Source organism: Acidiphilium sp. 20-67-58, from assembly GCF_002255515.1.
Lineage (GTDB): Bacteria > Pseudomonadota > Alphaproteobacteria > Acetobacterales > Acetobacteraceae > Acidiphilium.
The window spans coordinates 1-15,147 of the sequence record NZ_NCAS01000022.1 but is presented as its reverse complement, the minus strand read 5'-3'; the positions used below and the strand labels follow the sequence as shown (position 1 = coordinate 15,147).

Below are 15,147 nucleotides of genomic sequence, written 5' to 3'. Positions count from 1 at the left end.
AGTTGGCGTCTCTTCGTTACATGAAAAGGGCAGGAACGCGGGCGCGGAGTGCTGCGTCGAGTTCCTCGCGACGGGCCCAGAGGGAGCGATACCAGTCGGTCCGCGCGCGTACCTGGTAGGCCAGCATGCGGTTGGCGGCGATCTCGGCGCGGGCGGCGTCAGCCAGACGGCGGGCGGCCTCGGGATAGGCGAGCAGACGGAGGAGCTGCATGCGCAGATGGTCCGGCGAGGTAAAGAGCAGGCCGGTTTCGCCATCACGAAGCGAGGCGCCGTAGACTACCGTGCTGGCGAGGGGAATCACGCGGGCGGCGGCTGCTTCGATGAATTTGAGATCGGACTTGCCGCGGTTGAACGTCGTGTCTGCCAGCGGCATGAAGCTGATCTCGCAACCGGAGAGGTGCTTGCGGTAGGTTACGTAGTCGGAGATCGGCACGAAGTCCTTATGCGGTGTTTCCAGGGCATCGAAGAAACCGCGGTCGTGCATGACGTGTATGTGCAGGCGGGGGCCCACGGCGCGCAGCACTTCGTTGAGCACCGGGATAAACGGCGCCCAGTCCTCTTCGCGGTTGAGCGCGCCGAAAAACATGGTCAGGCGGTCGGGGTTGGCGAAATTTGCGGGCGGCTCAAGGTCGCGGATCGCGTTGGGAAAGACCGCGATCTCGGAATTCCATGCGGACAGGGTGGTCGCGAGAGGTTCGGTGCTGGTCTGGATCGCGTGGACACCGGTGAATGTGAGCAGGTCATTCACGTCGATGCCGCGGGCAGCAAGGAAATCAGGGTGATCGTCGAACTCGGTAACAACGAGGAAGCCGCGATCGATCAGCGCGCGGACGCGGGCGCGGCCGGCATCGCCCACCAGGAGCGGGCGATGCAGCACGGCGATGTGCGGTGAGCCGTCGATGACGCGGGCGATCTCGGCCTCTTCCCGCACCGCACTGAAAACGGTGGGATCGGACGCAAGGGCTGCGGCCGGTTCAAGCACTCGTACATCGGAGACCCCGCCTTGCGGCGGCAGCATTGTGGAGATCACCACGAGGCGCTCGCGCGGGTTGCGGCTGGCCCGCCAGATGAACTGCACAGGTGTGGCGCGGTCGAGATATTCGGACGGGGCAATGCCGAGAGCTGCGAGGGCGGGGGTGATGGCCTCGACGAAGCGGGATGCCGGCCCCTGGTCGCTCGGGCGGGAGCGGACATCGCACGGGGTCAGCCCTACCTGTTCGAGCAGGGCCCGCATGCTGCGGGCGGTGAAGAAGCGCAGATGGGTGCGATCGAGCAGGCCGTGATGATCGTAGTCGAATTGGCCGGTGAACAGGCGATAGACGATGCTCCAGTGCTCCACATTGGGAAAGCAGACGATCACCGATCCACCTGGGTTCAGGTGGCGGAGATGCCGGGATAGCACCGCCCAGGGATCGGCCATGTGTTCGAGCACGTCGCCATAGACCAGGACGTCGACGCCACCGGACAGGTCGAAAGGAAAATCATCCGTCTCAATGTCGCAGAGAGCAACCTCGGTCAGCCGTGTCCGGGCCAGTTCGAGTGCTGTTGCGTCGGCATCGACACCGAGGACGCGGGCACGTGGGTTGAGCCGCAAATAGGCGGCGCCGAGCGCGCCGCCACTGCAGCCGACATCGATCACGGTTCGCGCATCGAGGGGGATGGCAGCAAGCAACTCGGGGTTTGCAAAATCCGGATAGGCGCCAGCCATTGCGATTTCCGGCTGCGCGCCTGCGGCAGGGGCCGCGGCAATTAATTCACTCATCAAAATACTCCCTGTCCTGCTCAAATTCCGGACCGGCGGCAAAATGTGAAACGCCGCCACGGCCCACGCCGTGATAAACAAAGCCGGCGGCACGAATTGCCTCCGGGTCAAAAATATTTCGCAGGTCGACAATCAGTCGTCCCTGCATCCGCGCAGCCAGCCACTCTGGCGAGAGGGCACGGAATTCGTTCCACTCGGTCAGCACAACCAGGATCGCGGCGCCGTCGATCGCCGTAGTGGCGGTTTCGGCGTAGCTTACACAGTCTGGCAGCAGCGCTTTCGCCGCATCCATCGCTGCCGGATCATAGGCGATGATTTCGCCGCCGTCATCTGCCAGTGCTTCGATTGTGGGAATGGCGGGCGAGTCCCGCATATCGTCGGTTTCGGGCTTGAAGGCCAGGCCGAGCACGGCAATGCGCATGCCGCGCACCGAGCCACCGGCGGCATCCAGGATGCGCCGTCCGAGGCCGGCCTTGCGTGCCTCGTTCACCGCCACCACCGCTTCGGTCAGCCGGGAGGGGGCGCGGGCGTCCTGCGCGATGCGGGCGAGGGCCAGCGTGTCCTTCGGGAAGCAGGAGCCGCCGAAGCCGGGGCCGGGATGAAGGAATTTGGCGCCGATCCGCCGGTCGAGCCCCATGCCGCGGGCAACCCCGTGCACATCCGCCCCTACTGCCTCGCACAGATCGGCCATCTCGTTGATGAAGGTAACCTTCATCGCAAGGAAGGCGTTGGCGGCGTATTTGATGAGTTCGGCGGTCTCGAGGGTGGTGATCAGGATTGGCGTCTCGATCAGGTTCAGCGGGCGGTAGAGCGCGCGCAGCACCTCGCGGGCGCGCTCGGTCTCGGCGCCGACGACAACGCGGTCCGGCCGCATGAAATCACCGATCGCGCTGCCCTCGCGCAGGAATTCGGGATTCGAGGCGACGTCGATCGAGAGGTCGGGGCGGCGGGCGGCAGCGAGGGCGGCAAGTCGGCGGCCGGTGCCAACCGGGACGGTGGATTTGGTGACCAATACGGTTGAATGGTCGAGTGCCGCCAATACCTGCTCGGTAGCTGCGAACACATAAGACAGGTCGGCATGGCCGCCGCCGCGACGGGCGGGTGTGCCCACCGCGATGAAAACAGCCTCGGCCCCCGCGATAGCCTCTTCGATATTGCCGGTGAATCCAAGCCGGCCAGCGGCGCGGTTGCGCGCCACCAGCGGATCGAGCCCAGGTTCATAGATCGGGATCTCGCCGCGATGCAGCCGGCCGAGCCGTCCTGGATCGGTTTCCGCGACCATCACGCTCACACCGAATTCGGCGAAACAGGCCGCCGAAACCAGACCGACATAACCGCCGCCAATGATCGCGATTTTCAACACGTTCAGCTCTCCTGACAGCCCTGATGGTTGTTCTGGCAACCATGAGAGCGCGAAGCAATAGGTGCCGGCAGGTGGTTCAGGTCGTTCTGGCGTCGCGTTCCCAATAGGGCGGCGTGCCGAGATGGGCAGCAAAACCGTCGATGAAAGCACGCACCTTGGGTGGGACCACCCGCTTGGGTGGATAAACCGCCCAGATGAAGCGCTCGCCAGGCCAGAACATCGCCTGATGATCGGGCAGCAGGCGGACCAGTTCGCCCGTGCGCAACGCGGTACCGGCGATCCAGCCCGGTAGCAGGGCCGCCCCAAGCCCCGCCCGGGCCGCGGCGAGCAGGGCTTCAGTGTCATTCAGGCGAATACGGCCGGTGAGCGGTATGTCGTGCCGTTGTCCCGCCGGGTCGGTCAGCAGCCAGCGGTTGTGTGGTTGCAAGGCGAAGAGGAGATGCGGCAGGCGGACGAGATCGTCGGGACTGCCGATCCGATCGTACCGGGCGAGCAGGGCGGGGGAGGCGCAGAGCACCCGGCGGTGCGGCGCGAGCTTGCGGGCGATCAGCCGGCTTTCCTCCAGCGCGCCGATGCGGATGGCGAGATCCGTACCCGATTCGATGATGTCGACCACCGTATCGCTAAGGGTGAGGTCGATGCGGATGTCGGGCCAGGCAGCTGCGAAGCCCGGCAGAAACGGCATGACATGCAACCGGCCGAAGGCGGATGGCACGTTGAGGCGCAGCAGGCCCTGTGGCCGGGCGTTGAGATCGGCGGCGACGGCGCGGGCTTCGTCGAGTTCGGCAAGCACACGGCGGGCGCGTTCGAGAAAGGCGAAACCTACCTCGGTGAGATGCAGCTTGCGGGTGGAGCGGTTGAACAACGCAGCGCCGAGTTCGCCTTCAAGAGAGGCAATGGCGCGTGAAACCGAAGACGGCGGCAGTCGGGCCTCGCGTGCGGCGCCGGAGAAGCTGCCAAGTTCGGCGGCACGAACGAAGGCGCGGAGTCGGGCGAGTTCGTCCATTCGGCTTGCTTGTGCTCACAGCGCAAAAATGAATTGTGATTTCTGCTTCTACAGCATGGGCAACGATAGGCGCAAATAGGATTGGGTGATGAGGAGAGAGAGATGCGCCGGATTGCTGAGGTTCGAACGGAAGGGCTGGTGCCTGCTGCGCGGCGGGCGGGTCGCCTCATATTCGGGTTTCTCGTCATGTTAGCTTGCCTTGAGGTGGGCGGCGCCCTCGCGCCGCTGCTGCCGGTGCGGTTGCCGGGAGCGCTGATGGGCATGGTGGTTCTGGCGGCGTTGCTCACGGCGCATCGCGGGCGAGTTGCGGTGGCAGCTAGTGAGGCGGGAACGCTGCTAATGCGCCGCTATGCGCTGTTCTTCGTGCCTGCAGGCGTGGGGGTGATGACCAGCTTCGGCCCGCTGCGGGGGGCTTGGCCAGCGGTAGTGACGGCTCTGATCGTCTCCTCGCTGCTCGCACTCGTGGTGACGGGGCTGACAATGCAGCTGGTGCTTGGGTTGCAGGCCCGTTCGCGACGCGCCGTGTTGCAGGTGGTCTGCGGCCATGAGTGAGGTGCTTCACGGTATGTTGCCCGAATTTGGGTTTACCGCCGCCACTATGCTGATTTTTGAGGCGGCGCTATGGATGACGCGTCGGGTGGAACACCCGGCGCTGAACCCAACTCTTTTGACGATCTTAGTCATAATGGCCGGGTTGGCAGCTGGGCGTGTGCCTTATCCGACCTATGCACGCGGATCGGAGCCATTGGCCTGGCTGCTCGGACCCGCGACGGTCGCGCTCGGTGTGCCACTCGCGCGTAATTTGAGCGCGATCATACGCGATAGTGCGGCAATTTTCGTCTCTCTCACCTCCGGCGCACTGACCGCGGCAATTTCTGGCCCGCTGGTTTTGAAAGTTTTAGGTGGAACCAGTGTGTTAGGTTTGGCAATGGCGCCAAAAGCGGCAACAACGCCGATCGCGATGGTGGTTGCGCAAGAGATCGGTGCCTCCCCTTCGCTTGCGGCGGTGTTTGCGATCGCCGGCGGAGTGATTGTTGCGATTGCAGCGCGTCCGCTGTTGGGTTGGTTCGGAATCGAGGATCATCGAGCCTTCGGCCTTGCTGCGGGTGTGGCAGGCAGCGGGATCGGGGCCGCCGAGGCAGTCGCGCGTGATCCGGAAGCTGGCGCCTACGCTGCGCTCGGTGTCGGCCTGACGGCGCTGGCGACCGCCCTTGTGGTTCCAGCGCTCGTGGCACTCGGGGTGGTCTGAGTGGGCGCGGCGATATAGGCTGGCAAGTTCATATCTGCGCGCGTCCTGCACGGAATTAACGAAATATCAGGGAAATACGGGTACGGTAAGGCATGAGCGATGTTCATGCCTCGACTGCGGTCCGGTCCGTCAACTCCAAGAATTGTGTTGATGTCTGGCTTTTTTTCCCCGACTATCGGGGAAGCATGCCGTATCAGACCCTTCTGGCAGATGCCTTGTCGGGACGGGTAGAGGTTTCTCCCGGGACAATTGGTATGGCTGTCGATGCTGCCGCAAAGCATCGGACCGTGTTCCATCTCCACTGGGAAGACGCGCTTTATGCCGATGCAGGCAGTGAGGCCGAAGCTGCGGCGGTTATCGCGGACAGTCTTGACCGGCTTGCCGTGTTGCGTATGCGCGGTGGGCTTTTGGTATGGACAATGCATAATGCTGCTCCGCACGAGGATCGCTTTCCTTCGCTTTCGCTGGCTCTGCGGCGCGGTCTCGCGAGGCTTGCCGATGTCCTGCATGTGCACTGTCTCACCGGGGTTGACTTGGCGCTCAGTCTTGGCGCGCCGGAGGAACGGATCGTGATGGTACCGCATCCGGATATCGTGCCCGCCTATCCGGATGACATCACTGATGCTGCCGCGCGCCGCTACTTTGGATTTGGTCCGGCGGAAACGGTATTCGCCTTTATCGGGGCCAATCGGGGCGATAGAGACATCGGCGGCCTATATGAAAGTTTCATTGCCCTGAATGCGCTGTATCCCGACGCGCGTCTGGTTATGGCCGGGCGTATAGGTAGCTATTTCGAGCAAAGATTCCTGGAACCAGAATTCGGCATTCGACTGATCCCACGCTTTATCGACGATGCTGTGGTGCAATACGTCTTACGTGCAGCGGATTTTGCAGTGCTGCCCTACCTGAATGTCCTGACTTCAGGTGCTCTCTCGCTGGCTCTGGGATTTGGCCGGCCAGCCATAGTGCCAAGTCTGCCTGCGCTTCTAGACGTGGTCAGGCCAGGCAAGGATGTCCTTGTCTACCACGCCGGCGATACAGAGGATCTGCTGCGTGTGATGATCGAAGCGATGGAGTTGAACGGCGTTGACCGCGGGAAAATGAGGGAGCAAGCACTGCGATCAGGCCGGAAGGTCGACTTCGCGTCGCTTGCCGACTCACTTTTGTCCGCCGTCGAGCACTGATACCGGCGCTGACATGTGTGCGTTCGCTCTGTCGCCGCTGCTCGCGGGTTTGGATGCAAGCGGACGACGGGCCGCAACCGGCGGCAGGAGTATGAAGCCGGAAGCCGGCAAGATCCGGCCGCGGCAGTTGCTCGTCGATGTTTCCGAACTCGTCCGTTTCGACAAGAAGACTGGTATTCCGCGAGTAGTACGCAGTGTTTTGGTCGAACTGCTGTCCAACGAGCCGGAGGGGTACCGGGTTGAGCCGGTCTATGCCGGTACATCGCACGGCTACCTCTACGCGCGGCGCTTTACTACCGGGTTTCTCGGCTATCGATCAGGGGCGCCCTGTGACGACCCGGTGGACGTGGCGGCGGGCGATGTTTTCTGGGGGCTCGATTGGCAGGCTCAGATCGTTCCGCAACAGCGCGATCAGTTCGTGTCTTGGCAGCGAGATGGCGTTCGCGTCGTCTTCACGGTTTATGATCTACTGCCGCTGATCATGCCGGAATCGACTTTTCCCGCTGTCAGCTACCATCATGCGCGATGGCTTGAGACCATTGCGCGTGCTGACGGGCTGCTCGCGATCTCTCGCTCAGTAATGAACGATCTTCGCGAATGGTTAACTCTGTTCGGCGGACCTCTAACACATGAGGTGAAACTCGGCTGGGCACATCTCGGCGCTGATCTGGGCACCCCGCTATCGAGTAGGAGCCGCGGCGCGGACATCGTATTCCATGAGTGGACGACTGACAGCATTCCATCATTCCTGATGGTTGGCACAATCGAGCCGCGCAAAGGCCACGCGCAGACTCTTGACGCATTCGAACGCCTCTGGGCAGCCGGTCTTGATGCCCGTCTCGTGATCATCGGCAAGCCAGGATGGAAGACAGAGGCGCTGGCGCAGCGCCTGCGCGGGCATGCCGAGGTGGGCCGACGCCTCCTGTGGTTCGATTGTGCAGGAGATGATGATCTGGAAGCGGCGTACCAAAATTGTAATTGCTTGATTGCAGCAAGCCTGAATGAAGGGTTCGGATTGCCACTGATCGAGGCAGCGATGCGGGGATTGCCAATTCTGGCGCGCGACCTGCCAGTATTCCGAGAGGTTGCGGGTGAGCACGCTGCTTATTTTTCCGGCGATGACGCCGAGAGTCTTGCCGCCGCGATCTGCTCATGGATTGACTGTCGTGCGGCGGGGGACGAGCCACGTCCGGAGCGGATGCCTTGGCTCACCTGGTCTGAAAGTGTGCGCAAGATGCTCGACTGCGTCCTTCACGGGCAATGGCATGATATCTGGCGGCCTCAGCCGGAGAGTGGGCTTATCGCTCGCTTCTGGGGGTCTGATCCGCGCCTCGATGGCGGCGGTGGGGTTCGCGTTGGAACGCGTATCGTCGGTAATCGGCGCGCTGAGCCGCTTGTCGCCGGGCGGTTTGGGTCGCTGTCTGCTGGAGCATTTGAGGTCATCATTCTTGGCGAAATGGAGGTGGACGGCACCGGAGGCGTAGAGGCGCTGATTTTCTGCTGCAGTGGAGAGAAGTTGCTAGGCCGCGCCCGCATTACTGCGTCGGTTCAGGAAAAGAATGGTGTCCTTGCACGAATTCCGTTCCATCTCGATACCGCGCGTAACGATATCGAAATTAGAGTTACCGGCAGCCAACACACCAATATATCCGTTGGGATGGTCGAGATTCACATGGCCAAGATCCGGTCGCTCGGCAGCGAGGCTGTAGCGAACACGGCGGCCACCGCAAAATATAATTCTGCGACTGCATGAACTGGTTTCGTTAAATTGTTTTCTTAAGCCAAAAGGGCGTTGATGCATGAGTCCGATCGAAATTCGACTGATCTTGTCACTTTTGACGCCGTCGGCCGTGGTTGGCCGTAGCAAGATCAGGCTTGGGGATGAAGGTGATGGGGGCTATGTCGTGCTTGACCACCTAGCTCCGGCGGGCATTTGTCTCTCGCTTGGAGTGGGTGACAACGTCAGCTTTGATCTTGCCCTCGCTGAACGTGGGTATGACGTTCTTCAATACGATCACACAATAACTGGCCCACCGATCTCACACGAGCGATTCCGATTTCACCGGATCGGTATTAGTGATCGGCTACCGTCGCGGGAAGGATTTCAGTCAGTCACCGAGGTTCTGGAAACTCATAACCTGCGGCGGAGGGAAGACCTCATCCTCAAGATGGATATCGAAGGCTCTGAATGGGGTGCTATTCCGCTAATGACACCGGAAGACCTCGCCCATTTTAACCAAATCTGCATTGAGTTTCATAATTTAGGTCAACTGACACGTCCAATTTTCGCGGAGATGGCCGCCGCAGTGTTCCGTCATCTGCGTCAGACTCATATCGCGATTCATGTTCATGGCAATAACTATCGCCCGATGCACAATGTTCTTGGTATACCTGTACCTGATGTTCTCGAAATCACGCTTGTGCGCCGGCGGTCATATGAATTTCTGCCAAGCACAGAAATATTTCCAACGGTTATCGATTACCCCAATAAACCCGAGATTCCGGATCTTTTTTTAGGAAATTTTCGATTTTTATGAGAGACCATTTCGAAATGGAACGGGAACGTTTTTGATGGGGGATATTATACTTGCCAAACCCACACCCATGATATAGTGTGAAGCCATCATCGGAGACCGATCATGGCGAGCGTGCTTAATCATCGGAGACCGATCATGGCGAGCGTGCTTAACCAGACTTTCTTTCAGGACGAAGAAGCGGCTTACGAAAAGCTTGAAAGCATCGTTTGGCCGCATGGTCCGGTTTGCCCGCACTGTGGTTCTATGGATCGGATGCGGCGCCTTCAGGGTAAGGCTACGCGTCCGGGCCTCTACAAGTGCTACGCCTGCCGCAAGCAGTCTCGCGTGACGGTTGGCACCGTCTTCGAGTCCAGCCACATCAAGCTGCACATGTGGCTTCAGGCGGCTTATCTGATGTGCGCCAGCAAAAAGGGCATCAGCAGCAACCAGCTTGCCCGCGTTCTTGGCGTCACGGTCAAGACTGCTTGGTTCATGTCGCACCGCCTTCGTGAAGCGATGATCAACGGTAACTTGCCGCCGATGGGTGGCGACGGCGCCGTTGTGGAGATCGATGAGACATACATCGGCAAGAAAGGCGAAAAGCCGAAAAACGCTCGCGGCTATGCTCACAAGCATGCAGTTCTGACGCTGGTGCAGCGCGGCGGTTCTGCTCGCTCCTTCCATGTGGACGGCACAAAGGCGAGTGACCTGCTGCCGATTATCAAGGCGAATGTGCAGCCGGGGACGCGAGTGATGACGGACGAGGCCGGCCAGTATACGCATCTTGCCAAGCACTTTGCGGCGCATGGCTTCACCCGCCACGGTTCCGGCGAATATGTTGTGGGAGAGACTCACACCAACACGGTGGAAGGCTACTACAGCGTGTTCAAGCGCGGCATGAAGGGCATCTACCAGCATTGCGCTGAGAAGCATCTGCATCGGTATGTGGCGGAGTTCGATTTCCGTTACAACAACCGCATTCGGTTGGGTGTGGACGATGCGCAGCGGACGGAAAATGCACTCAGCGGTATCATCGGCAAGCGGCTGACCTATAGGTCAACTCATTGGTCGTTGTAGTCCATCGGATCAGGGCGTAGAATCTGCGCCGGAGGCGCAGATTTTGGCAAGCCCGATTAAGATCACAGTACGCGGGACTGAAATCGACGGCGAAGATGCGCCGACGGTAGAGGACCTGCTTGCTCAAATTCAGGACTTTGTCGCAATTCTGTGCGGTGTTGAAGAGTCGATTTCCACAGGGGGGAAACGAGAAATCATCTGGCGAGTTACGGATGCCAGCAAGAACTCTCCCCTTTCTTTCGAAATTACGCCGTTTCCTAGAGAGCATGCCATGAACATTGATCGGCGTGCTGCACAAGTGATCATGTCTACTACTAGGGGCGTAAAGGAAATAGCAAAAACAGGCGAGCGCCCGGCTCACTTTTCTGATAATTTGGTAAGTCGTATTGAGCGAATATTTGATAGAGTTACAAACGGATTGGCTGATACTTCTATAGATGTGTCTGGCTATGACCAATCCCTCACGGTAGATATCACGAGAAGCTTCGCCGCCAACGCTAGTCGCGCAATCCTAAGTGCGAGGCCCCAAGGCGCCGTGCCCCATCGCGAAATTGGTTCCGTGGAAGGGACGATTACCAGAGTTGAATTAGACGGCTATGGTCGGCCCGTGGTTTGGTTGCGCGCTCGATTGGATGGCCAAGTGGTAAAGTGCGTGGCCCATCGGGGCGCGCTAGACCGGATCGGTCATTACGAGATTATGGAAGTCCTAAAGGGTATGAGGGTTTCTGTACACGGCCTCATCTCCTACAAGGACTATGAAGAATTTGGCGGCGTCGAAGTGGAGGGTGTGCATGTATTTCCACCAGACGAAGAGCTACCTGACCATCAGAATATAGTCGATCCCGGTTTTACCAAAGGACTTGAGGCTTCCGAATATTTGGAGGCTATTCGAAACGATGGCTAAAATTCAAAGAATATATTGGGACGCATGTGCGTGGATTGCATATATTGCAGAAGAAAAAGATATTAAACTAAAAGATGGCACCATAGAAAATCGCTACAGTATGTGCCTAAATGTTCTTGACGCGGCCCGCAAAGGAAAAATCGAGATTGTCACTTCGGCATTTACATTGGCTGAAGTCTGCAAGAGCCCGGAAGTAGTTACTAGCCCAATAGATAATTTACCAGCATTCTTTGAGCGTAGCTATATCCTAATAGTTCCTGTTGATTTATCTATCGGGCGCCGTGCGCAGTCTATGAAAACTTCCGGCGTCGTTACCTTGAAGCCAGCAGATACCGTGCATCTCGCATCGGCGCAGCGCGCTAAGGCGTCAGAGCTCCATTCGTTTGATGGAAAGCTTCTCGATCTGGATGGCCAGATTGTCGGGGCAGATGGATCGCCCTTGAAGATATGCAAGCCAACCAAAGGAGCGCCGCTTGGCCCACTCTTCGAAGAAAACAACAATGAAGCCGGATGATCAAATCGACCGCTTCAAAGAAGCCGCCCGCAACCTAGGGTGCGATGAAGATGAAGCGCGCTTCGACGAGAAACTTGGAAAACTTGTGAAACACAAATCGAAGCCGACTTCAAAAGCCGAAACCGAAAAAACCCCGGACTGATCCGGGGTTTTTCATGTTTGGAGAAATAAATGTGCAATTCAAACAATGCGCAATTTTCTATTGCGGCTGCGCACTCGACAACTGAACAAGAGATTGACCTAGATTGGCTGCCTCGTGCTGCGGAAAAAAAGCAGATAACCATCCGAGTCCGGGGTGGCGGAGCAGGAGAAGCACGCCCGGGTTGGGAGCATTCTTAGGTAAACGTGTACGCCAAATTGGATCGTCAATGGCTTTAGTAATTCCAGACGGTTCAATTTCATTGGGAACCGGGTCTGCCATTTTACTGCGTGCAACAGAAAGCCCTTCGATCAATTGTTCTAATTCCGGTATTTCTAAAATTGCGTGAGCTAAAGGCTGATTTCCCTCCGTTATAGAAATATTTACTTTCTGACCATCGTGAGAAACTTGAATGCCTATTCCGATTTGTTTTTGCACATCTTCCTCCCATCCGCTTGCGGAAGGCATCATCCGTTACGCATGTCGATGGGGCAACAAAAATGACGTATCTTCCACCTCACAAAATCTTGTGGTGGGTTTGGCAACTACCATATCCCCTTTTGATGAGGGGTTGGATGGTTGTGCCGGATGTGATTCCGGGCAGGTGTTCGAAGCCTTGCCGGAGACACCATGTGGACGCCAACCCCCGCGCGCAGCATAGCCGCACGGGGCTACGCTATGGAAGTGACGTGACCGACGCGGAATGGCTGCTGCTGTCGCCGTTCCTGCCCGCGCCGAGCCGATGCGGCCGGCATCGGAAGTGGGAGAGCTGGGAGATGCGCGAGATTGTCAACGCGATCTTCTACGTCCTGCGAGGCGGTATTGCCTGGAGCCTGCTGCCGAAGGATTTTCCGTCATGGCCCACGGCCTATCGCCGCGACCGCGAGAGGGCGGGTCGGGAGGCCAGTCCGACGGCGGCCGTGATCGACAGTCAGAGCATCAAGACGACAGAGAGTGGCGGCCCCCGGGGATACAATGCGGGCAAGAAGATCAAGAAGATCAAGGGGCGCAAGCGGCACGCCATGGTCGATACAGACGGCCGGGCGCTCAAGCTGCAGGCACATTCGGCGGCCATTCAGGATCGTGACGGGGCTGTGCCGCTGCTCCGTGTGTCGCGTGCGAGTTGGCCGTTCGTGGCGCTGGGCTACGCAGATGGCGGCTATGCCGGCACTCGGGTCGCGAATGCCAGCCCAATCCGCATCAAGGTGGTGCGCAAGGCCGACAACCAGGTCGGCTTCGCCGTCATCGCTCGACGCTGGGTGGTCGAAAGGTTCTTCGCCTGGATCAATCGCAACAGGCGGCTGGCAAAGTATTTCGAAGCCACCATCGAGAGTGTCGAGGCCTTCCTCTACGCCGCCTCCAGCGTGTTCTTGCTGAGGCGCCTCGCTCTTTGACTGTCCGATTCGAAATGGACTCTGACCCGAGTTGGACGGTGGTATGAGAACGGATGGGGAACGGTTGGCTGCAAGTCATTGATTTATAATGCGTGGCGTTTGTGCGCGGAAAATGTGTAGTAACAACATTTTCGGCTGAGTGGCAGTTTTTGGTTCAATCGACGGCAGAGTTGGCGTAACAACACCTGTATGTTCGTCGTCGAGAGAGTCGCCCGCGGTCACAGCTATCTCTACCTCGTCGAGAGTGTCCGCGAGGGCAAATCTGTTCGCCAGCGCACGATCAAATCCCTTGGCCGCAAGGATGTCCTCGCCGCGTCCGGCGAACTCGACAGGCTCGTCGCCTCGATCGCGCGGCACGCCGAACGTTCCATCATCCTCTCCGATATCGATGCCGGCCGGATCGCCGCCCACAGGATCGGCGGTCCGCTGCTGTTCGGCCGCCTCTGGGACCGGCTCGGGATCGGCGCGGTCCTGAACAATCTTCTCGAGGGCCGCCAGTTTGGCTTTGCCGTCGAGCGCGCCGTCTTCGTCGCCACACTGCACCGGCTGTTCGTCTCAGGCTCCGACCGCTCCTGTGTCGACTGGATGCAGAGCTACGCCATCGATGGCGTGGAGGATCTGGCGCTGCACCACTTCTGTCGCGCGATGGCCTGGCTCGGCGAGGAACTCGGCGACAGGCAAGCTGGCGCCCTCGCACCGCGGTGCGTCAAGGACGTGATCGAGGAGCAACTCTTCGAACGCCGGCGCGACCTGTTCACCGATCTGAGCCTGGTGTTCATGGATACGACCTCTCTCTCCTTCTACGGCGAGGGCGGCGAGACGCTGGGCCGGCGTGGCCATTCGAAGGACTACCGCCCCGACCTCGCGCAGATGATCCTGGCCCTGGTGATCGATGCCGAAGGGCGGCCGATCTGCACCGAGATGGTGCCGGGCAACACCGCCGACGTGAAGATCCTGATGCCGGTGGTCACGCGCCTGCGCGAGCGCTTCGGCATCACCCGCGCCTGCGTGGTCGCCGACCGCGGCATGATCAGTGCCGATACCATCGCGGCACTGGAAGCGCTGGGGATGGAATACATCCTCGGCGCCCGCGAGCGCTCCAGCCGGGTGATCCGCGACGTCGTGCTGAACGACAAGGCCGCGATGGTCCCGCTCGTGCTCGATCGCCAGCATGGCGACACCCAACTGTGGGTGAAGGAACTGCGCGTGGGCAGGGGCAAGGCGGCCCAGCGCTACATCGTCACGGTCAATGAGGCCGAGGCGAGAAAGGACAGGGAGGACCGGCAGGCCATCATCGACGGGCTGCAGGCCCAGCTGAAGAAGGGCGACAAGGCACTGGTCGGCAACTCGGCCTACCGACGTTATCTCAGGAGCCGCGGCAACGCCTTCGAGATCGACACCAGCAAGCTGGCCGAGGAGGCCCGCTTCGATGGCGTCAGCGTGCTCAGGACCAATGCAAGGGTCACGCCGTTGCAGGCCGTGATCCGTTACCGCGACCTGCTCGAGGTCGAGGCCCTGTTCCGTGCCGCCAAGGCCAGCTTCGACACAAGGCCGGCCTTTCACCAGGCCGATGCCGCGATCCGCGGCCATGTGTTCTGCTCCTTCCTGGCCCTGACCCTCGCCAAGGAACTGAACCGCCTTTGTGGCGCCAGGGGCTTCCAGCCCGAATGGCAGCCGTTGCTGAACGATCTCGACAGGCTCCAGCAGGCAACCATCGAAAAGGGCGGTAAGGTCATCACCACGAGGACCCACGTCACCGGCCAGGTCGGCAATGTCTTCAAGGCCGCCGGCATCGCGCTGCCCCACAACATCAGCGAACACGCCGCAGACTGAAGCCGCGGCCACGCACCGCCGACCCAACACTCCGAAAATGTAGTGGTAACACCCGCAAGCGGGCAAATAAGATATTGATATAAAATGACTTTATAAAACCAACTGTCCAACTGCCGCCAGACCTTGCGCGCACCGTAGACCTCGAAATTCTCCGCGAACACGCGCCGGATATCCGCCTCGAGCGCCTCATCCCGCCGGGCGCGTTC

General features: G+C 59.8%; 15 protein-coding genes and 1 pseudogene. 11 read left to right on the top strand and 5 right to left on the bottom strand.

The annotated features are described in order from the left end of the window. Nucleotides 1-16: 16 nt before the first annotated feature. From B7Z76_RS10165 to B7Z76_RS10155, 3 genes are all read right to left on the bottom strand, one after another. Nucleotides 17-1,762 (bottom strand): methyltransferase, encoded by a 1,746-nt coding sequence (locus B7Z76_RS10165; protein WP_291343724.1) that lies wholly within the window; start codon nt 1,760-1,762, stop codon nt 17-19. After that, the gene (locus B7Z76_RS10160) at nt 1,755-3,122 is read right to left on the bottom strand and encodes a UDP-glucose/GDP-mannose dehydrogenase family protein (RefSeq protein ID WP_236656502.1); all 1,368 of its coding nucleotides are present in this window, start codon (nt 3,120-3,122) and stop codon (nt 1,755-1,757) included. Before B7Z76_RS10160 ends, B7Z76_RS10165 begins: the two co-directional genes overlap by 8 nt. 79 nt (nt 3,123-3,201) lie before the next feature. After that, nucleotides 3,202-4,131, bottom strand: a complete 930-nt coding sequence (locus tag B7Z76_RS10155) for a LysR family transcriptional regulator (protein ID WP_291343723.1) — start codon at nt 4,129-4,131, stop codon at nt 3,202-3,204. A 102-nt stretch (nt 4,132-4,233) separates the two neighbouring features. On the opposite strand from B7Z76_RS10155, the gene B7Z76_RS10150 reads away from it, so the two are divergent. The 9 genes from B7Z76_RS10150 (at nt 4,234) to B7Z76_RS10110 (ending at nt 11,717) form a co-directional block, all read left to right on the top strand. Continuing rightward, on the top strand, nt 4,234-4,683 hold the full coding sequence (locus tag B7Z76_RS10150; RefSeq protein WP_291343721.1) for a CidA/LrgA family protein: 450 nt from the start codon (nt 4,234-4,236) through the stop codon (nt 4,681-4,683). Beyond that, complete coding sequence (locus tag B7Z76_RS10145; RefSeq protein ID WP_291343720.1) at nt 4,676-5,380, top strand: LrgB family protein; 705 nt, start codon at nt 4,676-4,678, stop codon at nt 5,378-5,380. The genes B7Z76_RS10150 and B7Z76_RS10145 overlap by 8 nt, the downstream gene beginning before the upstream one ends. Before the next feature lie 92 nt (nt 5,381-5,472). Next, nucleotides 5,473-6,564, top strand: coding sequence for a glycosyltransferase (locus tag B7Z76_RS10140; protein ID WP_291343719.1), 1,092 nt, complete (start codon nt 5,473-5,475; stop codon nt 6,562-6,564). A 91-nt stretch (nt 6,565-6,655) separates the two neighbouring features. Continuing rightward, nucleotides 6,656-8,317, top strand: a complete 1,662-nt coding sequence (locus tag B7Z76_RS10135) for a glycosyltransferase family 1 protein (RefSeq protein ID WP_291343717.1) — start codon at nt 6,656-6,658, stop codon at nt 8,315-8,317. Between the two features lie 46 nt (nt 8,318-8,363). Continuing rightward, the gene (locus B7Z76_RS10130) at nt 8,364-9,101 is read left to right on the top strand and encodes a hypothetical protein (protein ID WP_291343715.1); all 738 of its coding nucleotides are present in this window, start codon (nt 8,364-8,366) and stop codon (nt 9,099-9,101) included. A gap of 135 nt (nt 9,102-9,236) precedes the next feature. Further along, nucleotides 9,237-10,157: an IS1595 family transposase gene (locus B7Z76_RS10125; protein ID WP_291343713.1), complete on the top strand. Its 921-nt coding sequence runs from the start codon at nt 9,237-9,239 to the stop codon at nt 10,155-10,157. A gap of 43 nt (nt 10,158-10,200) precedes the next feature. Beyond that, nucleotides 10,201-11,061, top strand: coding sequence for a hypothetical protein (locus B7Z76_RS10120; protein ID WP_291343711.1), 861 nt, complete (start codon nt 10,201-10,203; stop codon nt 11,059-11,061). Beyond that, on the top strand, nt 11,054-11,575 hold the full coding sequence (locus B7Z76_RS10115) for a PIN domain-containing protein (RefSeq protein ID WP_291343709.1): 522 nt from the start codon (nt 11,054-11,056) through the stop codon (nt 11,573-11,575). Before B7Z76_RS10120 ends, B7Z76_RS10115 begins: the two co-directional genes overlap by 8 nt. Beyond that, complete coding sequence (locus tag B7Z76_RS10110) at nt 11,562-11,717, top strand: hypothetical protein (RefSeq protein ID WP_291343708.1); 156 nt, start codon at nt 11,562-11,564, stop codon at nt 11,715-11,717. Before B7Z76_RS10115 ends, B7Z76_RS10110 begins: the two co-directional genes overlap by 14 nt. A gap of 57 nt (nt 11,718-11,774) precedes the next feature. Here B7Z76_RS10110 and B7Z76_RS10105 read toward each other — a convergent pair whose 3' ends face one another. Next, a complete protein-coding gene (locus B7Z76_RS10105) occupies nt 11,775-12,185 on the bottom strand; it encodes a hypothetical protein (RefSeq protein WP_291343706.1) in 411 nt (136 codons plus the stop codon). A 159-nt stretch (nt 12,186-12,344) separates the two neighbouring features. Here B7Z76_RS10105 and B7Z76_RS10100 point away from each other — a divergent pair. Continuing rightward, a protein-coding gene (locus B7Z76_RS10100) for a transposase (RefSeq protein WP_366925308.1) occupies nt 12,345-13,108 on the top strand; the annotation gives its coding sequence in 2 pieces (ribosomal slippage) (nt 12,345-12,360 and nt 12,360-13,108; 765 coding nt in all). A 189-nt stretch (nt 13,109-13,297) separates the two neighbouring features. Continuing rightward, nucleotides 13,298-14,941: an IS1634 family transposase gene (locus tag B7Z76_RS10095; RefSeq protein ID WP_291343704.1), complete on the top strand. Its 1,644-nt coding sequence runs from the start codon at nt 13,298-13,300 to the stop codon at nt 14,939-14,941. 107 nt (nt 14,942-15,048) lie between these two features. On the opposite strand, the pseudogene B7Z76_RS10090 reads toward B7Z76_RS10095, so the two are convergent. Then, nucleotides 15,049-15,147, bottom strand: a pseudogene (locus B7Z76_RS10090) (IS3 family transposase); the annotation flags it as partial.